Genomic DNA, 21,882 nt, shown 5'->3' with positions numbered 1-21,882 from the left:
AGGCTCCGCTTGGGAATGCCCTTATGGTGCCGGAGCCTGATAATTTCATCGAAAGGGGTGTTTTCAAAAGTTAGTTCCCAGGCTGAGCCTGGGAACTAGATCGGGGAACATTCTTTAGTTGCCCTTGCATTTTTACAAGTAATCAAAAAACTGCTCTGGTACTAACCGTAATTCTCCCGATTTAAAGCGGTTAATATCTACCCAAAGTGCTGTTTTTTTCCTATCGCCTTCAGCAAAAGGAATTTGTTCCATCTGATAAAACTTGGGATCGGCAAAATCGCATTCATACAATTGAATAATTTCGTGACCAGGCTTGCCGTTGAACACAAAGATATTTTCCAGACAGCCCAGATAACGAATGTTAGTTAATTCTGCCTGAATTTCTTCTTGAAATTCGCGTTTCAAGGCTATCTCACTGGTTTCTCCAAAGTCAACGCCGCCGCCTAAAGCGCGATAAAAGGTTTCCTGCTTAACTGGGTCATAGCCTTCAGATATAAAGATGCGATCGCCTTTGGCGTATCCCCCATGCGGCTTCTCGCCATCTCGAATTAAACCCAGTACCAGCAGCCGAATCTGACCTTCTTTGTGCATCGTTTGTCCTAATTCTCGTCGTAAATAAAAGCAGACCGACTCTCGCTACCTTTAATAGGCCAATCCTCGTTTTCGCCGCCAATGTACAGGCGTTCCAGAGTTACGTATTCGTTGCTTAACTGTTTGAGTGCGTTAATCACGATATCAAGCGCGATCGCATCACTCGTTCCCAGATCGAACCAACATCTCGCCCAATTCCCCTCATACTCAAATTCGCCCATATTGTGCATGAGCGAAACCATACTATTGTCAGCCGCGTCAGTGTCATAATCCATATAGCTGATATCCAAACCAGTATCCTGAACCTGGATATTTTCAGCATTAAAACCTCCCAGTTTTCCCAAGAAAAACCAGGAGTTAAACACTTCTTCAACGTACTGCTTTTCCATTTGAGAAGGAGTGATGCTGAACTCCAGCCAAATCCACAGGTCAAAAGGATTATACTCGCGAAAAATTACGTGCATTGTTTTAAACTATCTATTCTAGTTGTGGCATTTTTGCAGGCCCCCAACTACCACTTGCATCCCTAATTTTATCTCGCATCCCATCGCAATCCCGTTCTTTACTATCAACGCTTTTTTGGTTTTTGCACTGCTCATAGAACATTTGTGCTACAAGGGTTTTGGGAAGTTGATCAGGTTTTGCTAAAGCGGCGTTGAAATCCTTCTTAGCTTCATTGAAAAGAGATTGGTCTTTTTGTTTCTTGCCTTTCGCGACTAAGATTTGAGCTTTTAAATAGTGTACCTCTGGATTGCTGGGCGTTACTGCCAGAGCGCGATTTACATATTCCAGCGCCTTGTCGTAGTCTTTCAAATCCCGGTGTCCAACTGCAATCCCACGATAAGCCAAATAAGAGGGGCCTGCTTTTTCTAAGCGTTCAATCGCTTGCTTGGGATTAGAAAATGGTAAATTGACAGCCATCATCAAATCCATATACCCCTTGAGTAAGTTGAGTTCTGCGTCGTCAGAACCTACTTTCTCCGCCTTATCCAGATATGTGAATACCTCCTGCAACTTATTCAAAGCTTGGGAACCGCCTTTGATGGGATCGTTATTGACAAGACTAAGGTTATATGCACCCTGTAAAAAATGCCCAACTGCTGTGTATAAATTGCCACGCAAAGGATTTGTCGTAGTTAGCTGTTCAGCCGTTTTCAGAGTTTTCTCAGCGTAAGTGTTAACGCTCTTCCAGTCCTGCTCAGTGTAAGCTAAAGATGCCTGCATTGCGTAGACGAGCGGTTCATTAGGTTCACTAGATTCCGCTTGTTGTAGGTAAAGCTTTGCTTGTGGATAGTTCCCCGTCTCAAAGATAGCCTTGAAAGCAGCTTCAGTCTGGTTTCCAATCTGCCCTGAGTTGCTGGAACGGAAGGGATCGCCAGCTAGAGTAGGGGTAGGGAATAAACTGAGTGCAGTCAAGGAAGCACTAGCGATCGCGCCAACAACCCGCAATTGTACAGAAAACCGAGCCATGATCGTCATCCTCACTAAACCATTAGCTTGAGTGAATGCTGTCTCTAATTTTCAATGCTATCTAACAACACCGTAAGATACGCTGCTGTGAGGGCTGAACATTCTGAGACAACCAGTGTATAATTAGTCACCCCTTAACAAAAAGAGCGATCCAACAGTTTGACGCTATTAATAATTTCAGGTTCCAGAAAAATTCGGTTAGTTTGTTTGTCAGTGGCAATCCGTTGTCCGAAAAACAGGTTTCTAGATGCAGTTTTTTGATTCCCACTTATTTTAAGTAAAAATTAAAGCAGGCTAATTCGCTTAGGATGATGCCCTTACAAGTTTGGCAATTTTTTCTTTTCTACTCCCAGAATTGATGCTCTATCTCAAAAACCTGACTTATCACCCCCCCGCTACCCCAACTGCTATCCTGAATTCCATTAATTTAGAACTAGCGCCAAATGGTCTTGGTCTTGTGATTGGGCCAAGTGGATCTGGCAAAAGCACATTTTTGGAAATTTTGGCAGGTCTGGCAGAAAAAACCGATGGCGGTGTTTTTTGGCGAGACCAGGAACTCACTCCCGAACACCTGCAACAGCTAGCAGGATTAGTGTTTCAGTTTCCGGAGCGGCATTTCTGCGGTGGTACGATTTTAGAGGAACTGCGGCTGGGTCATCCAGAGTTGGGGGCTGAAAAAGTCAAGGCAGCTCTTTGTGAAGTAAGTTTAGATCATTTGTCGCTTTCTACGTCACCCCATTCTTTGAGTGGGGGTCAGCAGCGCCGCCTTGCTCTAGCAGTACAGCTGATTCGCCAACCACATTTACTTTTGTTGGATGAACCAACAGCTGGGCTAGATTGGTCAATGCGGCTTCAGCTGGTGAAGTTATTAGGTAAACTAAAAACTCATTGGACGTTGTTGGTGGTCACTCACGATGCAAGTGACTTATTAGCGATCGCAGACCAATGCTGGACAATCGATCGTGGAGAATTACAATCGGTAGACCCCGCGACGCTAGGATCTAAAATTGAAGCAGTCATTAGTCATTAGTCAGCATCAATAACTAATGACCATAAAAAAATGAGCGATATCGAAATGCTAATGCTGCCTGAGATGGCTGATGTATGGCAGCAAACACTGGGTTGGCAACCTAATAGTGAACAGCAAAAGCTATTTCAGCACCTTTATGAGTTGATTTTGGCAGGGAACCGTCAACTGAACTTAACCAGGATTACCTCACCGGAGGAGTTCTGGGAAAAACACTTGTGGGATTCTCTGCGGGGAATTTTTAGCCAGAAATCTGAAAAAATAGCTGGTTCATCTGGCAAAGCAATCGATATTGGAACTGGGGCAGGATTTCCGGGAATTCCAATAGCGATCGCTTTCCCTAATTACACTGTCAGCTTACTCGATGCCACCCGCAAAAAAATCGCCTTTCTGGAAAATGCGACCTCAGAGCTGGGTCTGGCAAATGTCAATACAATTACTGGTAGAGCTGAAGAAATTGGTCAATATCCTTCTGACCGAAATGCTTACAACCTCGCTCTAATCAGGGCAGTAGCTGAGCCTTCTGTCTGTGCCGAGTATGCGCTACCATTGCTGAAACGCGGCGGATTAGCCATCCTCTATCGCGGACAGTGGACAACTGAGGAAAACGATGCCCTACAACCAGCCTTAGAAAACTTAGGCGGCATTCTTGAATCCATCGAGGAATTTACTACTCCTTGTAGTGGAAGCATTCGCCACTGTCTCTACCTCCGGAAAGTGGCACCTACACCGAGAGAATTCCCCCGTCCTGTGGGCGTACCTGCCCAAAAGCCACTCTAAATAATTATCCTTATTACCATGCTGGGCCTGGTAACGAGAAAACAGGAGAAGTTTATGAGCATTGAGTGGGGCAAGTCAACCAATAAGGGAACTGCCATGCTAAAGCTGGCTCATCAGTTTCACAGCGAAGCGATTTTGAAGGATGAGTACGTCGGCTGGTTTTTTGATGAATCGGTAGTACGCTCTCTTCAAGAGAATCCTCTGAATGTTGATTCTGCAAAAGATGATGCGGAAAAATTCCAGCAGATTGCTTACTGGTACACGATTCTCAGAGAGAAGCATGGTGATGAAGCGATTGAAGATGCGATCGCGTCAGGATGTAAACAGCTTATCCTTCTAGGAGCAGGTTACGACACGAGATTTTTCCGCCTTCCTTGTGTGAGAGAGAATTCTATTGCCACCTTTGAAGTCGATTTGCCGCAGACAATTGATGATAAAAAGAGATACTTGATTGAAAGATTAGGCAATATTCCTCAAGGGTTGTCACACATTCCTCTAGATTTCAATCAAGACAATCTCAGCAGTATTTTTCAGTATGGTTTTGACAAAACAATTCCTACTGCTTATATCTGGCAAGGAGTTAGCTACTATTTGCCCAAAGAGAGTGTTTCCAATTTCCTCGACTTCATCAAAGCGCAAATGGCACCAGGTTCAGTTTTCGTCTTTGACTGTTGTTCACCACTAATGACTTTCAAAAACGATTTAGTTCCAGGTATAGCTTCCAGCATTGATACACTCAGTGAAATCGGTGAGCCATATCTATTTGGTATGTATAGCAATGAGATGGAAGCATGGTTGAGAGAAAAAGGCTTATCTGACATTCAAATTTTGCAGCAAGATGACCTGGAAGCGAAGTTTCTCCACAAGCGGACGTTACCAAATAATATGTGGTATGTAGTGACTGCTAGACTTCCTCGTTCCTACGCTCAACCTTCCTCGTAAGACAGCAAATATGAGGCACTGCGCTTACGCGCCGCTTCGCTAACAAAATCAGCATTCCCAGTCAGAGACTGGGAACGAGAAATACTACTGAGTATTAGGAATCACCCTGCCGCAGGGATAAGTTGCTACAGGCTGCTCACCAGAAGCACTCTCAGCAACAGCAGCCGGGATTTCTTCAATTGGCTGGGTTTTTGCCGCCAGATAATCTGTACGCAGTTTATCCAACATTTCTTCCCGCCTGTCATACAACCGCTTCAAGGCGCGAGGCTGGCACTGGTTCATCACATAAGCAGTGATAATCGGTAGGGCAATGGTGCTGTCGGTGTAACAGACAATTGTGCTGGGTAACTCTTCCGGGTCAATTTTGCCCCAACTGACCGCTTCGCTTGGCGTAGCACCAGACAAACCACCTGTATCTGGACGAGCATCGGTGACTTGAACGAAGTAGTCGTGACCTCGTTCTTCTAATCCCAGGACTTCGTGAAGTTGCGGTTGGGTTTGCAGCAGGAAGTTTTTCGGGCTACCGCCGCCAATGATGACAGCAGCGCTTTTGCCTTCTACATCTGGGTTGCCACTTTCACGGGCGCAGTATGCGATCGCAGCTGTCTCGTTCACATCTATGGATGGATCTATTACTAATTTTGACCCTTCCAGCGACAAAGCCGCGACGTTCATCCCAATCGAACTATCTCCGGGGGAAGAAGTATAAATGGGAACGCCGCACTCATAAGCAGTTGCTAACAAGCTGGAATTTTTTACCCCAACTTGCTTTTCTACTTCCGAGACATATTTGCCCAGCAAGTGGTGAAATTCAGCAGTTCCCATCCGCTTCTGAAACGGTTCGGCTTGCAGAATCTTGCGGATGAAGGCATCGGTTTCGAGCAACACGTCGTAGCCAAAAACGATGTCATAAATGCGAATGGTGCCTTCCTCGCGCAGCTTCACATCATCGACAAACGGATTACCTGTATAAAGGTCAAAACCCAAACCAAAGTGCATATCGTGGTAAAGATTGGCACCCGTGCTGATCATCCAGTCAATAAAACCGTGGCGGATCAGTGGTGCCAAAATTCCTACTCCCATCCCAGTCGGTGTCATAGCACCCGATAGGCTAACTCCCACTGTGACACCTTCTTGTAAAACTTCGCGACTCAACAGGTGGCACATTTCCCGCAGACGAGCGGAGTTGTAGGCACTGAAGTAATTATCAACTAGATCCACGACGTTAATCGTCGTTGGCATGGGGGCGGGTGCGATTTTGTTACCCGATTTGGACATTTTTATACTCGCAAAAGAATGAACGCCATTGTCAATATAACCAGCGATGGTGGAGGAGATACCCAGCTGGAGTAGCAACAGTAAAGACGATTGAAGAAGCGATCGCTATCCTGCCTGTAAAATTTCATTGATAGCAGCACGATAAGAATTGTAGGCTGATTCCCCAAAGCATACAAAAATCACCTGTTCGACTGAGGTATTCCCCTCCAGAAACTTTTTTACCTCACTCACAGCAATTCTGGCGGCGCGTTCTATCGGAAACCCATAGACACCCGTGCTGATAGCAGGAAAAGCGATGCTGCGTATCTCGTATTGCTTTGCTATAGTTAGACAACTGCGATAACAACTAGCTAAAAGCTCATCCTCCTGATAGTTGCCTCCCTGCCAAATTGGGCCGACTGTATGAATTACCCATTTAGCAGGAAGATTGTAACCCTTGGTAATCTTTGCCTGACCTGTGGCGCAGCCCTTGAGCTGGCGACATTCTACCAACAATTCTGGCCCAGCAGCTCGATGAATTGCCCCATCGACACCGCCGCCACCTAGTAAAGAGGTATTCGCCGCATTAGCGATCGCATCTACCTTTTGCTGGGTAATATCACCTTGAATGACAGCTATTTTGCCTAAATTCATGGAATTTGTAAATTTAAAGCTATATGATTGGGCTAACATTTCAATTTTGCCTGGATTTAGCTTATTTGTTGCATTTGCCACACTCCAATTGTTGTGTAGACCATAAAAACGGCATAGGACAGCTTAGGGCATAGCAGCGATTCACGAAAATGGCATCTAGCATAAGTATGGGGATCACCGCAATTCGCTAAATCTAAAAATTTTGTAGACTAGGAAAAGGCAATTATCATGCCTTAAATCCGGAGAAAAATTAAGTATCTCTCAAGACACTATGACCAACAATATTTCCTCTAATACATCTAGCGTTACATCATCACCTCAGCCTCAAACCAATCAACGTTGGCCTACTTTTTTGGAAATGTTGCAGCGACTGCATCAGGAGGGTATATATATTCATCCCGAACATCTGGCAGAATTTTTACTTTTCCACGGACTCCCTGTTAACCTTTGTTATGTACCTAAACATTTGAAGAGCAAAGCTGCTTTCATTAACAAGAACTACCACGGGGATATGGCTGATATAATTGAAGAACCTGATGACGTTGCTTCTCAGTTTCCCTGGTTGAATCAGAATTAAAGACGGAAATTCGTAAATTAAAAAGTTAGCATTTTCAATTTGCTATTGGCAAAGCAACGCGCACGATAGTTTTCTCCTGGGGAATACTATCAACTTCTAATTCTCCGCCGTGCAGTTCGATTAAGTGTTTAGCAATTAGCAGCCCTAAGCCGGGGCCTTGCTGCGAAGAAAGTTTGCGCTCAAATCGCATATAAGCTCCCATCATCGCAATTTGTTCTACTGTCATTCCCTTGCCGTAGTCAGTTATAAACAGCACAAAAGTGCTATTTTCATACTTACTAGCGACGCGAATCTTACTTCTGGGAGAGGAAAACTTACAGGCATTGTCCACCAGTTCTTCAACAATTTTTTGCAGTTTTTTCTGAGAAATGGAGACAGATGCATCTTGCAGGTCTAATACTAAATCCATTTCTCTACCAGCTTGCTTAGCTTTTTGAGTTGCTGCGTCTATTATGGCGTTTTTAGCGGAATCAGTACGGCTATTTTGTCGTAACGCTTCTATTTGCTCTGGATCGGTTCCAATTAGTTCTAGTTGAGCGTACAGTAAAAAATTCTGAACTAATTTAGATAAACGTTCCGCAGAGGTACGAATATCACCTGCTATTTCTAGGATTTCTTGCGGTTCTAGGTCGTTGGCTTCATCAATTAGTAATTGCGAACCGCACAAGATTCCATTAAGGGGTGTATGAAGTTCGTGGGGAAGGGTAAGGGTGATATTGGTACGTAAATTATTGAGTTGCTGTTGCGATTGTCGGTTAACTGCTGCCTGTTTTTCCAAACGTGTAGCGATCGCTCTCAATAACTCGCCTCTAGTAAACGGCTTGGCGAGGTAGTCGTCTGCACCCAATTCCATCCCTTGACGCAAATCAGTTTTAGCAGCTTTGGCTGTGAGAAAAATGAAGGGAATTGTCGCTGTCACAGCGTTAGATCGTAGCGCCGTCAATACACCATAACCATCAAGTTTTGGCATTCGCGCATCCGAGATAATCAAATCTGGGAGTTGTTCAGTAGCCAACTGCAACCCTATCTGACCATTTTCCGCAGCAAGAGCGTTGTAACCCTCTGCCTTCAACAACTCCAGAATGTTCTCTCTGATTGATGTCTCGTCTTCAATTACCAAAATTTTTGTCATAACCTAACAGCCGCAGAGCCTGTCGTCGTGATGCCTGCGCTACAGTTTACAATGAATGAGAATTGCTTTAGTAGCTTTGATGATTTTCGCTGTGGAATCAATGTTTGTGTTTAGCATAGTGTGACAACTTACTCTTGCGCGCAAAAGCTGAAAGCCGACTGCTAACTGGTAGCGTGACTGTAAAGTTAGTGCCTACTCCCAGTTGACTGTCTACGGTAATCTCTCCAGAGTGCAGCTCAACACATTTTTTAACAATTGCCAATCCAAGTCCAGTTCCGGGGATGTTGCCAACATTTGCGGCTCGATGGAATGACTCAAACAGGCACTGGCGATCTTGCTCTGGAATACCAATGCCTTTATCTTCAATTTGAAAGATTATTCTTCCTTTTTTATGGAAGATTACTAATTTAACCTCGCTACCTTCCTGCGAATATTTTATAGCGTTTGAAAGCAAATTTGTAAGGATATGGCGCAGTAGCTTCTCATCAAGGTAATAATAGGTATGTTGGCAGCGATTAATAAACTTAATCCCGTGCTGATTACCTTCGGTTGGCTGTAACTCTCTTACTAATTCTAAACAAAATTGTTCTAGATTCACAGGCGAAGGTTTGAAATATAAACTTCCTGTTTCAGCTTTCCCAATAGTTAGCACATCATCTAGCAGTCTAATCATGCGATTAACAGATGATTGAATGCGATCGTAGTGGACGATTTTTTTCTCTTCAGTCCATTTGTGGCTGTAATGTTCTAATAATTCGGCAGAAGAGAGGATGGTACTAAGGGGAGTACGGAATTCATGGGAAGTCATAGAAATAAAGCGAGATTTGAGTTTGCCAAGTTCTTTTTCCCGCTCTAGAGATGCCCGCAGTTCTTCTTCTAATATTTTACGTTGGGTAATATCAATGCCTACTGTAACAGCAGCTTGGTTGTGATTATACTTTTGAGCTACAATTAGATAATTCCGAGTGCTGCCATTAATTTGTGCGATCGCTTCTTGGCAAGTAGTTTGGGCTGGAGATTTAAAAAAATCTTCTATCAATTCAGTAAAGTGGTTGCGGCTGTCAAAACATCCAACTTTCTGACCGATAAATTCTTCTGGGGATAAGTTAAATGATTCGGCTAAATGCTGGTTGACTCCCAAATAGTGTAAATCTGAACTAATCCAAGAAACAAATCCTGGTACGGCATCTAAAACAGCTAAAAGTTGGTTTTTTGCTTCTTGCAGCGCTATTCCCATCTGCTTATAAGCTGCCATTGTTATCTCATGCAACTCTGACTGTGCCATCAAAAGTTGATGTACATCCAATAGTTTATAGACACCTGGTGCGGTTTGTACAATAATTGGTTCATAAATTAATTCAGGCGATCGCCTCAAAGATTCCCGCACTGCTGCTGTAATCGAAGAGTAGGAGGGAAAAACTAAAATTTGGGTATGGCTTTGATAAAGCGATTCGCTAAAAGGCAAAGCTGGAATTTCACGCAAAGGCCGTTTGGCAACCAATTCCAAGCTGTACCGACGGCTGATGTATTCAAAAAAGCGTCGTCGGGAAATCATGCCAATAAGCTGATTTCGCTCCATTACAATTAAACCCGGTAGCAGCGGATTTTCCTCAAATAGCTTGATAACGTCTTCTGTGGTGCAATCACACTCGATACAAGCTTCGTAGAGGTTTAATCCTTGTAATGTTGATTCTAGATTAAGTTTTTTTGCGCTTTGTTCAGATTTCATTGGCAAACTTAAAATCATACGGGTATGCACTTCAATTAAATTAAGCCGATATCAGTTCAGCTTAAGTTAAAGGTTATCGAAGAGGGGTAACACCCCTCATAAGGGAAGCACAGATTAATGATATAAGCTTCGAGGAGAAAGATTTTCATGATTTGTTGAGTGAATTTCAGAGAATCCGACTAGAGAAGTTACCATTAAGCATAATGTTTCCTTTAGCTGTATCCTGCTTAGCCTGATAACTTTATGGTAATAAAAACAATTTTTATTAATTTATTGTAAGTAGTAATTAATCAAAAAATAGTAATGTTTTCATAAAGAGTAGATAGTTTATATAAATTTTGTTTTAACAAAGCTGCTAAACTAAGGTAAATTTTAAAAGATGTAATAGTTGTTTCTGTAAAAGTTTTATGAAAACTGATAGCCAGACTGACTTGAATGAAAACTTAGAAGTTGATGACTCGCCGGAAAGTACAGCATCATCGCTAACTCAAGAGCAGTATCAGCGGAAAATGCAGCGGCGCAAAGAAGTTCAAGATCAACGGGTGGCGAAAGCCTCGCAGGAAAAAGGCTTAATAATCGTCAATACGGGGAATGGTAAGGGGAAAACTACTGCTGCTTTGGGGATGGTGTTGCGATCGCTAGGTCATGGCTATCGGGTAGCGATTGTACAATTTATCAAAGGAGCCTGGGAACCCGCAGAGAAGGCTGTGTTTAGTCGCTATTCAGATCAGCTAGAGTTCCATGCAATGGGGGAAGGCTTCACCTGGGAAACCCAAGACAAAGAGCGAGATATTCAGAAAGCGCACGGTGCTTGGGAAACTGGATTAAACTTTATCCGCAACCCTGACTTTAAGTTAGTGTTGTTAGATGAAATTAATGTGGCGCTGAAACTCGGCTTCTTGAGTGTGGAGGAAGTGCTAGCGGGGTTGGAAGAGAAGCCAACCCAGTCTCATGTTATTCTCACAGGCAGAGGCGCGCCAGCTGCCCTAATTGAGCGAGCTGACTTAGTAACTGAAATGACTCTCGTTAAGCATCCGTTTCGGGAACAGGGTGTTAAGGCGCAACCGGGAATCGAGTTTTAAAAGTTATGAGTTATGAGTTTTCAATTAATAACTCATAACTTATCATTTTCTTCATCACATATCGTCAACGCCTCTGGTTTACAGCGTTTGATCTTAACTTTGATTCCCTGAGCTTTCTCCTTGTAAATATCTTCAAGATATCCGGGGCAGGCTGCCGCTGCTTGGGCAGAGTTATCGAAAGGGCCAAAATAGTAGATGCAGCGAGGCTCGGTAGTAGCAATTTCTACCCACCAAGCCATACGAAACCCTTGAACGAAACCTGTCAAGACTTCTCTGACTATGTTGAGAAATGCCATAAAAAGTGATGATAAAACGATTATGTACTGGATAAACTAGCGGGACACAAGGAGATTATCCGGATGAAGCGATCGCAATTCTGGCCATATGGATACATTTACGCAGGTTAAGCGGTGCGGTTTTCTGATTCTGTCTTAGTTTAATACTAATTTTCTTTGTGATGCCACAGATCAGATTCCCCTGGCTTTCTTTATAAAGCTCTCAATTAGGGCAATTCTGGGTAGAGTGCTGTTATGCGATCGCTCAGATAGCCTAGTTAAATTCGCTGCTTATTATCATCAATAATATTCGCCATCTGCAAAAAGTTTAAAATAATTGTAGATAGTAACAGTAATAATATCAGCCCTAAGAAATAGCCAATAGCTACCCATTTGAAAGTACCAAGTAAATTCAAACTGTTATGGTTTTAATTGTTATATCTGTTACTGATTAGACGGGAAAAATTATCTGTAGGATGGGTAGAACAACGCGAAGGTTAGGCATTAGACCTGTGTCAATGTTTGGTAAAGTTCTAAAACACCAATTTTTATTACAAATTTATGTAATAGTATAAAAATAGAGTAATTTTAAATTCAGAAAATCTATAAAAAATGAAAATCAGGATGAATTGTAACATTTTTAAAGATAGAGGATTAAATAAAAAGTTAAGAATGCGTCTTTAGGAAGGTGATAGGCAGTAAAAAAAGTTGCTAGAAGAAGTGAAGAATTTAAGGTAAAAGTATGAGTAGCCTCTATTCCTCCGTATTAAAAACCAGCAAACATAGGAAAACTGAGATGAATGTAAACATATTTAGCCAGCAGATAGAAGAGATACACTTGCGTCTAGCTGATCTGTATGAAGGCGCGATCGCATTGGAACCGTTGCGTCAAACAGACCTATTGCCGACGGCATTCAAAGAGTTAGGCATCGCGTCAGAAGAGCTGCAAGTAGCTGTAGAGACACTACGCCAGCAGAATGAGGAACTGGCAGGCGTACACCAGGAGTTAGAAGCGGAACGCCAGCGTTACCAGGAACTGTTCGAGTTCGCACCGCAGGCTTACTTAATAACTGATGCAGAAGGAACAATTAGAGAAGCCAACCGCGCTGCTGCGGCGCTGCTCAACGTGTCTCACGAGTTTCTGGTAGGCAAACCCCTGACTGTTTTCATCACTCAACAAGAGCGCCGAGACTTCCGTCATCAACTCAACAAACTGTCCGAGCCGCAGCAAGTGCGTGAATGGGAAGTACGCATACAGCCGCGCCATAAAGAGATTTTTGATGCGGCTGTGACAGTGGCTCTGAGTTCCAATAAAAAAGGCAATCCAGTCACAGTGCGCTGGATGATTCGGGATATCACTGCCACCAAACGGGCGAATGGCGTACTAAGAAAGGATGACTACGACAACAAAAGCGATCGCGTCGTGCATCGTTATTCTAGAGGGGAAATCGTCCCCCTCGACCCTCAAAAGCTTTGGCTAGTTTGTCAGGGTTTAGTAAGGTTGACTACGATGGGTGAAAATTGCGAAGAGGTGCTTGTAGGATTAGCTGGCCCCTCAATGCTTTTTGGTTCTTGTTTGACTACTCTACACACTTATCAAGCTACAGCTCTATCGGACGTGGAATTAGTTACGATTTCTTTAGCAGAAATAGCAGCCTCCCCAACTCTAGCCCAGAGCATTTTACCAAAAATTAATCGACGGCTACAGCAGACAGAATCACTTTTAGCTATTTCTGGACAACGAAGATTGCAAGACCGCTTACAGAATTTATTGTTGCTGCTGAAACAGGAAATTGGCGAACCCGTAGCGCAAGGAACTCGTCTGAGTGTTCGCCTGACTCATCAAGACCTTGCCAACGCCTGCGGTGTTACTAGAGTGACAATCACGCGCTTGCTTGGAAAGTTACAGCAAGAAGAAAAGATTGTTTTTGACTCCAAGTATCACATTATTTTGGTAAACATAAATTCTTAGTCGAATAGCACTGACTTAAGAGCCATGAAATTTATTTCACCTCTCAAAGCTCAAACCCCTTGAAACCAGTTCAAGTGGATATACAGGAAGCGCAGGCTGAAGTCAGTTGTCAATAAGCGTAGGTTAGGGGTGTGCGCGTCGCTTAACCAACCTATAACAATCCTATTTAAGTTGTGAACGAGTATTCGCCCTAGTGTAGGGACACGGCACTGCCGTGTCCCTACAGGGTTTCATGAATCATTTAGGATTGCTATATGACTGCTGATTTTCAATGCCAATAGCGTCAGAGAAAGAAGCTAATTCTTGCTGTTCTAATTTTTGCCGTAGTCCTTCCAGAATGCGACGCACCATCCAAGGGCCTTCGTAAATCCAGCCAGTGTAAACTTGCAGCAGACTAGCACCTGCGACGATTTTCTCCCAAGCGTCTTGGGCGGTAAAAATGCCACCGACACCGATAATAGGTAATTTGCCTTTGGTTTCCTGATAGATAAAGCGAATCACCTGAGTAGAACGCTGTTTCACTGGTGCGCCGCTGATACCGCCAGCTTCTTCACTAACTGGTTTACCTGTCGAGGTAACTGTTTGGGTTTTGAGATTATCCCGACTGATGGTAGTGTTAGTGGCAATAATCCCCGCCAAATGGTAGTTTTGAGCTAGTTCGATGACCGAAGCGATCGCTTCCCATTCCAAATCTGGTGCAATCTTCACTAATATAGGTTTTTCTCCCTGATTTTCTTGTTGCAGGGCATCCAAAATCAGACTCAGCTGCTCTTTTGATTGGAGACTTCGTAAACCTGGAGTATTCGGAGAACTTACGTTAACTACAAAGTAATCGCCGCAATCCTTCAAGAGTCGAAAACTACCAAGATAATCAGCCGCAGCAGACTCTAATGGCGTTATCTTAGATTTACCTAGATTAATGCCAAGGGGAATGGGGAATTGGGAATTGGAATGACCAAGAGCTTCTAGCCTAGCTGCCATCGCAGCTGCTCCTTGATTATTAAATCCCATCCGGTTGAGGGCGGCTTTGTCCTCGGCCAAGCGAAACAGGCGAGGACGCGGGTTTCCCGGTTGCGAGTGCAACGTCACAGTGCCGAGTTCCGCAAAGCCAAAGCCGAGATGCTGCCAAATCTTAGCAGCAACGCCATCTTTATCAAATCCAGCTGCCAAACCGACTGGATTAGGGAATTTTAGCCCAAAGAGAGTTTGCTCAAGGCGAGAATCTTGGAGACAGTAGGTTTGCTGGAATTGAGAGAGAATCCAACTACTAGGAGGGCGATGCGATCGCGTTAAGGCACTAAACATCTGTAAAGTTTGCTGATGCAGCCATTCTGGATCGGCTTTCAACCCAGAAAATAAAACCGGACGAATAGCGGCTTGATATATATCCACTTTCTTTAATCCAAAAGCTGGTTACTGGTCAAAAAAATTAAACCTTAAAAATGCTAATTAAAAATGGATAATAACCGAATTTATCTCTTATTTTAAAATTTTAATTCATTAATACCACTTGATATTATGCCTACAATACTTTAATTTCTGAAACGAACTACTCGTAGAGATGCCATATATCACGTCTCTACAATTCAAAATCCAAAATTTTTGTACCCAAAATGGTATAAAGGCAGCATCGTAGTTAAATAACATGGGTCATCAGCAAAGTCCAGCAGACTACGAAAATCAAATCGTTGCCTTGGGGCGCGTTCTTCAGACCCTGCGGGAAGAGGAGAATGTTGACGTTCTCATCGAAACCACCCTGAACTATCTTGTCTCAGAGTTTGAATATCGTCTAATTTGGATTAGTCTTTACGATAAATTAGATCACCGTTTGTTTGGCAAAGGAGGCATTACCCCTACTGGCGACACCAAATTTCTGAAAAATAAGTTTACCCTCACCCCAGGCGACCTTTTAGAACAGGTAGTGATCCAGCAGCGACCAGTGAGTGTGCCGAATTTGAGCGAAGAAGTACGGGCTGGAGAATGGCGGCGGGCGGCGCAAGAATTTGGGGTTCAGGGAGCGCTTTTTTTCCCCTTGCGCTGCAAAGACCGTTGTTATGGCGTTGTACTGCTGGGGTCACACGTATGGGGTGGTTCTCAAAGCGCCGGTGAAAAAGCCCAGATGTCACTGTTGTTCGGAGGATTAGCTACTGCACTTTATCAGATAGAACTAGATTGGCAGCATTCCTCTACCAAGCGCCCCGACCAACCGCTGTTCCAAGTGATAGACCAAATGGCGCGGTTTCCCACGATGCAGCAACGCTTGGAAGCGGTGGTAGCCATGACTCAGCAATTCGTTGCACCAACGCGCACCAGCATCTATTGGTATTCGCCAGAGAGACGCTATTTTTGGCACCGGGTGGGCAATCGCCACACCTCTAAGGGACTAACAAACCCGTTAACCAGTGCTGCTGCTGGCATCACTTTACAAGAAGTTAGCGAATTTTATCAAGCTCTGAATGAAAATAGGTTAATTGCGATTGGTGCTGGCAGAAGCCCTCTGAAAGCGGAAGTGACAGGGCAGTTGCTTTCTAGACTGCGGGCAAGGTCTTTACTGGCAGCGCCAATTTTGGTGCAGCAAGAACTGGTGGGATTTCTGGCTGTAGAAGGCAATGAAGCCCGGATTTGGGAAGAGGCGGAAAAAAACTATATCCGCGCTGCTGCCCAGCTGATCGCCCTGGGAGCGGGCAGTGAGGAGATAGAAACAACACTGGCCTCAACTCAACAGGATGCCCAACTGGTTGCTGAGTGCGCCCGCGCGATCGCAGATAATACTGATGCGGATAAAGCCTTGGATCAGTGCGCTCAGTTGCTGCTGAACCGATTGGGTGTGGAACGTTTTTTGATAGTGCAGGGATTGGAGACTGGCGACTGGCGACTGGGGGCTGGGAACCAAGAAGGAGAAGAAAGCTTTCCTCAAGCCGCCCCATCTTCAAATCCCCAATCATCAAGTCCCTACACGATTGTTTACCAGCGCCAGCCGCTTAACAGAAGACCGTTGACGACAGGCTTAATCCGCCTTACAGATGCCCAGCAGCAGTTATTTGAGCAAAGCGAGTCATCTGTAGTGGCGATAGAAGATTGGGAACAAGACCAGCGACTTTTAAGCTGGAAGGAAAGCTTGGGGGTTGTGGGCGTGCGATCGCTTTTAATATGCCCTATTGTGCAAGATGCGGATACTTCTTTTTCCTGTTTTCTAGTTATTTGCCACAGCACCCCCCGAACTTGGAGTCAAACTGAGCGATCCTTAGTAGGCATCGTCAGCCAACAGTTAAGTGTGGCAGTACGCACCTTCAACCTGAGAACCCTCACCAAACTCTCAGAGTCAGCGCAACTTCACCTCCACAACGGTTTGCAAATGCTTTTGTCGGCATCGTCAGACCAAGCACAAAGCGATCGCGCCTTGGTACAATTCCTCTCTGAGATGCTGGAATGTCCCTTAGCTATGCTTCTGGACTGGGAAGGCACAACGGAACGCCACAAAACCGGGAAGGTCGCGGCGGCGGTAATGGCTAATCCTCGTTTTGCCCTTTCCCCAGGACTGTCTGTACCACCAACGGATCTCCTAATTCAGGAAGCCTTAGCTACGGATGGTCTTGTCGAAAAACGCGGCACCCAAATCCCAGCTTCTTCTCGGCAATGGCTGAGTAGTCCCGGCATCGGCTGTCTGTTAATTATGGCTCTGCCGGATTTTGCAAAGCAACCGAATTTAGATTTTGGATTGTCGGAAGACGATTCTAATCCAAAATCGAAGATCCAAAATCCCAAATTGGCTGGTTTCATCATACTTGCAGACGATCGGGGGCGCGAGTGGTCTAAGCACTTACTACCAGTTTTAGAAACTCTGGTGCGACAGTTCGCCCGAATTCGCCGCTATAACTTGTTGAGTGCAACTCTACACCAAGAGGTAAGAAACTTAGAACAGCTCAACTGGTATAAACATCGCTGTTTGGAAAGCCTGCATCAGGCTACCACTGACCGCATCAACCGGCTAAATGAACTAGAATCACCCGCTAAGGGGAATCAGCTAGATAAGTCTTTAGTACGGATGCACTCGACGCAACTGCTGCGGGAATTAGAGAATATCCTGACAGAATTCACGCCACTCCTGCAAGAGGAGCAGTGGCAGCTGCAACAACATCTGACGAGGGTGACGCTAACAAGTGTGTTGAAGCGATCGCTTTTGCTCTTAGCACCCCTGTATCATGAACGACAACTCCAAGTGCGTTCCGGGGGTGCTAGTAGCAACCAGGACGTTTATGCTGACCCACTCAAACTCGAATGTGTCCTCTGCGAAATTCTCAGCGTCGCGGGTCGTCTGGCCCCAGTTGGTAGCCGGATAAATATCAAGACTGAAGTTAAAAGTGCCAACGAGCAAAGTCTTTTCCCATCGTCTGATACCTCTGGTCATGCGGCTCGACCGGGTAGCCTCACCCCGCCTCTACTAGAATTATTAATTACCAATTCCGAAACCTTTAACTTTAAGGTACTCGCAGCGCCAAAATTACCTGCTCTAAAAATTTGCCAACGCTTTGTCCGTTCCTTTGGCGGCAACCTCCAATTCTACCAAATGGAAGGAAACCGCTACTTAACCCGCTTGTTACTGCCAACGACTATCAAATCCGTCTAATTACCGATTAATAAGAGAACCCCACTCCCAACTCCGGTTGGCTGTTCGCGTGGGGTTCACTGGTTCCGACTTTCTGATTGAGAACCGCTATATTTAAACTGCTTGCGGCTGAGCTTGGGGTTGGAACTGGAAGAGTGAATATACCACATTTCTGCGGATATCCGTCATCATGTCCAAGAACATTTCATACCCTTCCTGCTTGTACTCAATCAGGGGGTCTTTTTGCCCGTAGCCGCGTAAACCTACAGATTCTCGGAGAGCATCCATTCCTTGCAAGTGTTCCCGCCAGAGGGTATCAATCTGTTGCAAAATAAAGAACCGCTCCGCCTGTCGCATTAAACCCGGCTGAATTTGATCTACATTCGATTCCTTGAGATCGTAGGCTTTTCGCACTTCTTCATGCAAGAAAGTTTTGATTTCCCCTACACCCATATCATCTAGATGAGATGGCTCCAGGTCTGCCAAAAGATTGACAAATTCCTTAACTTTTGCTACCAGACTGTTTAAATCCCACTCTTCCGAAGGCAATTCCGGGTTGACGTAGGCATCCACAATGTCATCCATTGTGCGCTCAGCATACTGGATCACCTGTTCTTTCAAATCCAGACCTTCCAAGACGCGACGACGTTCGGCGTAGATAGCGCGACGCTGGTTATTCATCACCTCGTCGTACTCAAAAACCTGCTTCCGGATGTCGTAGTAGTAGGTTTCGACTTTTTTCTGCGCCCCTTCCAGACTGCGCGTTAGCATTCCGGATTCGATAGGCATATCTTCATCTACGCGCAACCGATCCATTAATCCTGCCACGCGATCGCCACCAAAAATCCTCAGCAGGTTGTCTTCCAAACTCAAGAAAAACTTCGTTGAGCCTGGGTCGCCCTGACGACCCGCCCGACCGCGCAATTGGTTGTCAATCCGACGCGATTCGTGGCGTTCTGTCCCGATGACGTGCAAACCGCCAAGTTTTATCACCTCTTCATGTTCTGATTCGGTAAGGGTGTCGTACTCTTTGCGAATTAAGTTGTAAACCTCGCGCAGCTTTTGGATTACTGGATCGTCAGTCGGTGCCTTTTCGGAAGCAACGGCTATCTTATCCTCCGCCTCCAATTCTGCCAAACTCCGTTCGCCATACTGTTGCACGGCAAAATCTACCGCACTTTTCAGCTTTTGTTCTGTCTCCCGCGATAACTGCGTCGGGAAGATTTGCGGGCTAACTTTCCAAGTTTTCACCTTCTTACCCGGAACAAATCCCTGTGCAGGCGCACGTCCAGAAGCCCCTGGAACAGAGCTTAAGGCAAAACTATCTTCTTCTGACGGCTGCACAATCTTGGGCATAAAATATTCTCGCAGCTTCAGACGTGCCATGTAATCGGAATTACCGCCGAGAATGATGTCGGTTCCGCGTCCCGCCATGTTTGTTGCGATCGTCACCTTGCCTTTGCGTCCCGCTTGAGCGACGATTTCCGACTCTCGCTCTACATTTTCCGGTTTTGCATTCAGCAGGTTGTGGGGAACCTCTAGTTCGCTAAGCAAAGTTGATAGCAATTCCGACTTTTCTACGCTGGTCGTTCCCACCAAAATTGGCCGTCCAAGTTTGTGCAGTTCGGCACATTCTTCAGCGATCGCGCGCCATTTTCCTACCTCTGCCTTGTAGACCACATCTGGCATATCCCGCCGTCCGGGAGCTCTATTGGTGGGAATTTGAGTTACTTCCAGCTTGTAAATTTTTTCAAACTCAGCTTCCTCAGTTTTCGCCGTTCCGGTCATCCCGGCTAGCTTGTCATACAGCAAGAAGAAATTCTGATAGGTAATTGTCGCCAGCGTTTGCGTCTCATTCTGAATTTCCACCCGCTCTTTTGCTTCAATCGCCTGGTGTAATCCATCACTCCAACGACGACCGGGCAACACGCGACCTGTAAACTCGTCCACAATCACTACTTCATTGTCGCGGACGATATAGTTTACATCCTTTTTAAACAACTCCTTGGCTTTAATTGCATTAAAGATGTAGTGCGCCCAAGGGTCGTTCGGGTCGTACAAATCCTTGACTTCCAGCAACTGTTCTGCTCTAGCAAACCCTTCATCGGTCATCAGTACGTTACGGGCTTTTTCGTCTACCTCGTAATGCCCAACCTTTGAGCCGTCAGTTTCCACTTCCTTTTCCAGAGCAGCTGCGATCGCAGCCGCCTGCATATACTTCTCTGTGGGGCGTTCTACCTGTCCCGAAATAATCAGTGGTGTCCGTGCCTCGTCAATCAATACCGAGTCTACCTCGTCAATGATGCAATAATTTGGCGGACGCTGTACCACATCAACCATTGAGGTTGCCATGTTGTCGCGCAGGTAGTCAAAGCCCAGTTCGCTGTTCGTCGCGTAAGTAATATCGCAGGCGTAGTTTTTCTGGCGTTCCTGTGGCCCCATTCCAGATTGAATCAGCCCTACACTCAAGCCCAAAAATCGATGTATCTGGCCCATCCACTCAGCGTCGCGCCTTGCCAGATAATCGTTAACCGTGACTACGTGAACCCCTCTGCCCGTGAGTGCATTTAGGTAAGCAGGCAGAGTAGACACCAGGGTTTTTCCTTCCCCTGTCTTCATCTCGGCAATTTGACCTTTGTGCAGAACTATGCCACCCAGCATCTGGACATCAAAGTGGCGCATTCCCAAAACTCTTTTACCAGCTTCCCGGACTACAGCAAAGGCTTCGGGGAGCAGTTCATCTAACACTTCTTCGCGTTCCCGCGATGTTTTAACTTTTGCTAAGCGCTGTTTAAATTCCGCCGTTTTACCTGTTAGTTGCTCGTCCGAGAGCGCCTGGATTTCTTCCTCGAAAAGGTTAACGTCTACAACGTAAGGTTGAAATTTTTTTAGCTTGCGTGCGTTAGGATCGCCCAGTATTTTTTTAAACATAGCAGGATAGAGAGAACTTAAGAATTTTAGATTTTGCGGGGCGAAGGAGTTTCTCCGCTGGCGATGATTTTAGATTTTGGATTAAAATCTAAAACCTAAAATTATCGTATCATTTTCGTTCAGGCTGAAACGGTACGGGCTTCCCACCCAAGTTAGGGTGAAGTTTCCCATTCAGCGGTCAGACTACGGAAGTTATATTTCTCGGCACCGGGATGACAGGTAACGCAGCTGGAGAGTGTAGTTGGTTGGGGCAAGTTGACGCGAGGATGGAGTGCTTTTAAGTAGCGAGATTCTGTTACCCGATACGGCACTGCTTCTTTTTCTAACTGTGGGCGAGAATAAGTACGCAGGTAGTCCCACATGAGTAAAAGTGTGGGAGTGATGATGCGCGGTAGCTTGGTTCCGTAATGCTGCTGCGTCTCTTGCAGCAGATTTTGCCAGGTTTCGCTAGGAAGAACCCCTGGAGGTAGAGCAAGGTGGCAGGTGGCACAGTTGTCCAGGTAAAGTTGTTGCCCTAGCTGGAGGCGACCGGAAACCGGGTCAGTTGTCGCTTGTCCGTTGTTTGTTGGCGCTTGAGAGATATCCGATTGGAAAGCTGCCAAGTTATTAGAACCTACCAACGTTTCAACTTTCATTGACCTCTGTTCGCTCTTCAGTGACGACTGACTGCCGACATCCCTTGCTTGTGCCAGCCCCCAGCCCAAGATCAGACTCCAGACTAAAAGTAGCAAGAATAAAGTAAATAGCGATCGCTTGCGTTTACCGCCTTTCGCTACTTCTTTCCTTAGTGGTTGCCGTTGTGTCGATCTAACTTTTCGTCCCATCCTCACAAAACCCATTCCAAAGCAGCATTAGCA

The 21,882-nt window shown here is 45.3% G+C and carries 18 protein-coding genes; 7 read left to right on the top strand and 11 right to left on the bottom strand.

Going from position 1 to position 21,882, the window contains the following annotated elements:
* Window positions 1-132: 132 nt before the first annotated feature.
* Genes H6F63_RS03330 through H6F63_RS03320 form a run of 3 tightly spaced genes read right to left on the bottom strand, consistent with a single transcriptional unit; the run spans window position 133 to window position 2,061 of the window.
* On the bottom strand, window positions 133-591 hold the full coding sequence (locus H6F63_RS03330) for an NUDIX hydrolase (RefSeq protein ID WP_190634859.1): 459 nt from the start codon (window positions 589-591) through the stop codon (window positions 133-135).
* Between the two features lie 8 nt (window positions 592-599).
* Window positions 600-1,055 (bottom strand): DUF3531 family protein, encoded by a 456-nt coding sequence (locus H6F63_RS03325; RefSeq protein WP_190634858.1) that lies wholly within the window; start codon window positions 1,053-1,055, stop codon window positions 600-602.
* Window positions 1,056-1,068: 13 nt separating this feature from the next.
* Window positions 1,069-2,061 (bottom strand): Sll0314/Alr1548 family TPR repeat-containing protein, encoded by a 993-nt coding sequence (locus H6F63_RS03320; RefSeq protein WP_199297608.1) that lies wholly within the window; start codon window positions 2,059-2,061, stop codon window positions 1,069-1,071.
* 358 nt (window positions 2,062-2,419) lie between these two features.
* Between H6F63_RS03320 and H6F63_RS03315 the strand changes: the two genes are divergently transcribed.
* The 3 genes from H6F63_RS03315 to H6F63_RS03305 are packed head-to-tail and all read left to right on the top strand — an operon-like array spanning window position 2,420 to window position 4,810.
* Window positions 2,420-3,091: an energy-coupling factor ABC transporter ATP-binding protein gene (locus H6F63_RS03315; RefSeq protein WP_190634895.1), complete on the top strand. Its 672-nt coding sequence runs from the start codon at window positions 2,420-2,422 to the stop codon at window positions 3,089-3,091.
* Between the two features lie 30 nt (window positions 3,092-3,121).
* Entirely contained in the window at window positions 3,122-3,868 is a 747-nt protein-coding gene (rsmG, locus tag H6F63_RS03310) for a 16S rRNA (guanine(527)-N(7))-methyltransferase RsmG (RefSeq protein ID WP_190634852.1), read from the top strand.
* A gap of 54 nt (window positions 3,869-3,922) precedes the next feature.
* Window positions 3,923-4,810, top strand: coding sequence for an SAM-dependent methyltransferase (locus H6F63_RS03305; RefSeq protein WP_190634850.1), 888 nt, complete (start codon window positions 3,923-3,925; stop codon window positions 4,808-4,810).
* 84 nt (window positions 4,811-4,894) lie between these two features.
* Here the strand turns inward: H6F63_RS03305 and speY are convergent, their stop codons facing one another.
* The gene (speY, locus tag H6F63_RS03300; RefSeq protein WP_190634848.1) at window positions 4,895-6,088 is read right to left on the bottom strand and encodes a deoxyhypusine synthase; all 1,194 of its coding nucleotides are present in this window, start codon (window positions 6,086-6,088) and stop codon (window positions 4,895-4,897) included.
* 105 nt (window positions 6,089-6,193) lie between these two features.
* Window positions 6,194-6,721 (bottom strand): O-acetyl-ADP-ribose deacetylase, encoded by a 528-nt coding sequence (locus tag H6F63_RS03295; RefSeq protein ID WP_190634893.1) that lies wholly within the window; start codon window positions 6,719-6,721, stop codon window positions 6,194-6,196.
* Between the two features lie 271 nt (window positions 6,722-6,992).
* Here H6F63_RS03295 and H6F63_RS03290 point away from each other — a divergent pair, with 271 nt between their 5' ends.
* Window positions 6,993-7,298, top strand: a complete 306-nt coding sequence (locus tag H6F63_RS03290; protein ID WP_190420869.1) for a hypothetical protein — start codon at window positions 6,993-6,995, stop codon at window positions 7,296-7,298.
* A 34-nt stretch (window positions 7,299-7,332) separates the two neighbouring features.
* Here the strand turns inward: H6F63_RS03290 and H6F63_RS03285 are convergent, their stop codons facing one another.
* Together H6F63_RS03285 and H6F63_RS03280 are read right to left on the bottom strand one after the other, a co-directional pair.
* On the bottom strand, window positions 7,333-8,430 hold the full coding sequence (locus H6F63_RS03285) for a response regulator (protein ID WP_190420867.1): 1,098 nt from the start codon (window positions 8,428-8,430) through the stop codon (window positions 7,333-7,335).
* Window positions 8,431-8,527: 97 nt separating this feature from the next.
* Window positions 8,528-10,159, bottom strand: coding sequence for an ATP-binding protein (locus H6F63_RS03280; RefSeq protein ID WP_199297607.1), 1,632 nt, complete (start codon window positions 10,157-10,159; stop codon window positions 8,528-8,530).
* Between the two features lie 407 nt (window positions 10,160-10,566).
* On the opposite strand from H6F63_RS03280, the gene cobO reads away from it, so the two are divergent.
* On the top strand, window positions 10,567-11,241 hold the full coding sequence (gene cobO, locus H6F63_RS03275; RefSeq protein WP_190634845.1) for a cob(I)yrinic acid a,c-diamide adenosyltransferase: 675 nt from the start codon (window positions 10,567-10,569) through the stop codon (window positions 11,239-11,241).
* Window positions 11,242-11,273: 32 nt separating this feature from the next.
* Here the strand turns inward: cobO and H6F63_RS03270 are convergent, their stop codons facing one another.
* Window positions 11,274-11,537 carry a DUF1816 domain-containing protein gene (locus H6F63_RS03270; RefSeq protein ID WP_190634842.1) on the bottom strand — a complete coding sequence of 88 codons (264 nt, stop codon included), beginning with the start codon at window positions 11,535-11,537 and terminating at the stop codon, window positions 11,274-11,276.
* Window positions 11,538-12,312: 775 nt separating this feature from the next.
* On the opposite strand from H6F63_RS03270, the gene H6F63_RS03265 reads away from it, so the two are divergent.
* The gene (locus H6F63_RS03265) at window positions 12,313-13,488 is read left to right on the top strand and encodes a PAS domain S-box protein (RefSeq protein WP_190634840.1); all 1,176 of its coding nucleotides are present in this window, start codon (window positions 12,313-12,315) and stop codon (window positions 13,486-13,488) included.
* Between the two features lie 237 nt (window positions 13,489-13,725).
* On the opposite strand, the gene H6F63_RS03260 is transcribed toward H6F63_RS03265, so the two are convergent.
* Window positions 13,726-14,880, bottom strand: a complete 1,155-nt coding sequence (locus H6F63_RS03260) for a quinone-dependent dihydroorotate dehydrogenase (protein ID WP_190634838.1) — start codon at window positions 14,878-14,880, stop codon at window positions 13,726-13,728.
* A gap of 253 nt (window positions 14,881-15,133) precedes the next feature.
* On the opposite strand from H6F63_RS03260, the gene H6F63_RS03255 reads away from it, so the two are divergent.
* Complete coding sequence (locus H6F63_RS03255; protein WP_190634836.1) at window positions 15,134-18,115, top strand: GAF domain-containing protein; 2,982 nt, start codon at window positions 15,134-15,136, stop codon at window positions 18,113-18,115.
* A 93-nt stretch (window positions 18,116-18,208) separates the two neighbouring features.
* Here the strand turns inward: H6F63_RS03255 and secA are convergent, their stop codons facing one another.
* A complete protein-coding gene (gene secA, locus H6F63_RS03250) occupies window positions 18,209-21,025 on the bottom strand; it encodes a preprotein translocase subunit SecA (RefSeq protein WP_190634834.1) in 2,817 nt (938 codons plus the stop codon).
* Window positions 21,026-21,177: 152 nt separating this feature from the next.
* Window positions 21,178-21,849 (bottom strand): diheme cytochrome c, encoded by a 672-nt coding sequence (locus H6F63_RS03245; protein ID WP_190634832.1) that lies wholly within the window; start codon window positions 21,847-21,849, stop codon window positions 21,178-21,180.
* Window positions 21,850-21,882 lie beyond the last annotated feature (33 nt).

Source organism: Trichocoleus sp. FACHB-40, assembly GCF_014695915.1.
Classification (GTDB): Bacteria; Cyanobacteriota; Cyanobacteriia; order Cyanobacteriales; family FACHB-T130; genus Funiculus; species Funiculus sociatus.
The sequence above is the reverse complement of the archived record's forward strand: the minus strand, read 5'-3'. Positions and strand labels throughout refer to the sequence as shown.

What these genes read in the sequence shown, in the direction of transcription:
- H6F63_RS03270 (WP_190634842.1), bottom strand. Translation starts at nt 11,537, where the DNA reads ATGGCATTTCTCAACATAGTCAGAGAAGTCTTGACAGGTTTCGTTCAA.
- H6F63_RS03295 (WP_190634893.1), bottom strand. Translation starts at nt 6,721, where the DNA reads ATGAATTTAGGCAAAATAGCTGTCATTCAAGGTGATATTACCCAGCAA.
- H6F63_RS03315 (WP_190634895.1), top strand. Translation starts at nt 2,420, where the DNA reads ATGCTCTATCTCAAAAACCTGACTTATCACCCCCCCGCTACCCCAACT.
- H6F63_RS03325 (WP_190634858.1), bottom strand. Translation starts at nt 1,055, where the DNA reads ATGCACGTAATTTTTCGCGAGTATAATCCTTTTGACCTGTGGATTTGG.
- H6F63_RS03265 (WP_190634840.1), top strand. Translation starts at nt 12,313, where the DNA reads ATGAATGTAAACATATTTAGCCAGCAGATAGAAGAGATACACTTGCGT.
- H6F63_RS03285 (WP_190420867.1), bottom strand. Translation starts at nt 8,430, where the DNA reads ATGACAAAAATTTTGGTAATTGAAGACGAGACATCAATCAGAGAGAAC.
- speY (WP_190634848.1), bottom strand. Translation starts at nt 6,088, where the DNA reads ATGTCCAAATCGGGTAACAAAATCGCACCCGCCCCCATGCCAACGACG.
- H6F63_RS03245 (WP_190634832.1), bottom strand. Translation starts at nt 21,849, where the DNA reads ATGGGACGAAAAGTTAGATCGACACAACGGCAACCACTAAGGAAAGAA.
- secA (WP_190634834.1), bottom strand. Translation starts at nt 21,025, where the DNA reads ATGTTTAAAAAAATACTGGGCGATCCTAACGCACGCAAGCTAAAAAAA.
- H6F63_RS03330 (WP_190634859.1), bottom strand. Translation starts at nt 591, where the DNA reads ATGCACAAAGAAGGTCAGATTCGGCTGCTGGTACTGGGTTTAATTCGA.
- H6F63_RS03290 (WP_190420869.1), top strand. Translation starts at nt 6,993, where the DNA reads ATGACCAACAATATTTCCTCTAATACATCTAGCGTTACATCATCACCT.
- cobO (WP_190634845.1), top strand. Translation starts at nt 10,567, where the DNA reads ATGAAAACTGATAGCCAGACTGACTTGAATGAAAACTTAGAAGTTGAT.
- H6F63_RS03255 (WP_190634836.1), top strand. Translation starts at nt 15,134, where the DNA reads ATGGGTCATCAGCAAAGTCCAGCAGACTACGAAAATCAAATCGTTGCC.
- H6F63_RS03320 (WP_199297608.1), bottom strand. Translation starts at nt 2,061, where the DNA reads ATGGCTCGGTTTTCTGTACAATTGCGGGTTGTTGGCGCGATCGCTAGT.
- rsmG (WP_190634852.1), top strand. Translation starts at nt 3,122, where the DNA reads ATGAGCGATATCGAAATGCTAATGCTGCCTGAGATGGCTGATGTATGG.
- H6F63_RS03280 (WP_199297607.1), bottom strand. Translation starts at nt 10,159, where the DNA reads ATGAAATCTGAACAAAGCGCAAAAAAACTTAATCTAGAATCAACATTA.
- H6F63_RS03305 (WP_190634850.1), top strand. Translation starts at nt 3,923, where the DNA reads ATGAGCATTGAGTGGGGCAAGTCAACCAATAAGGGAACTGCCATGCTA.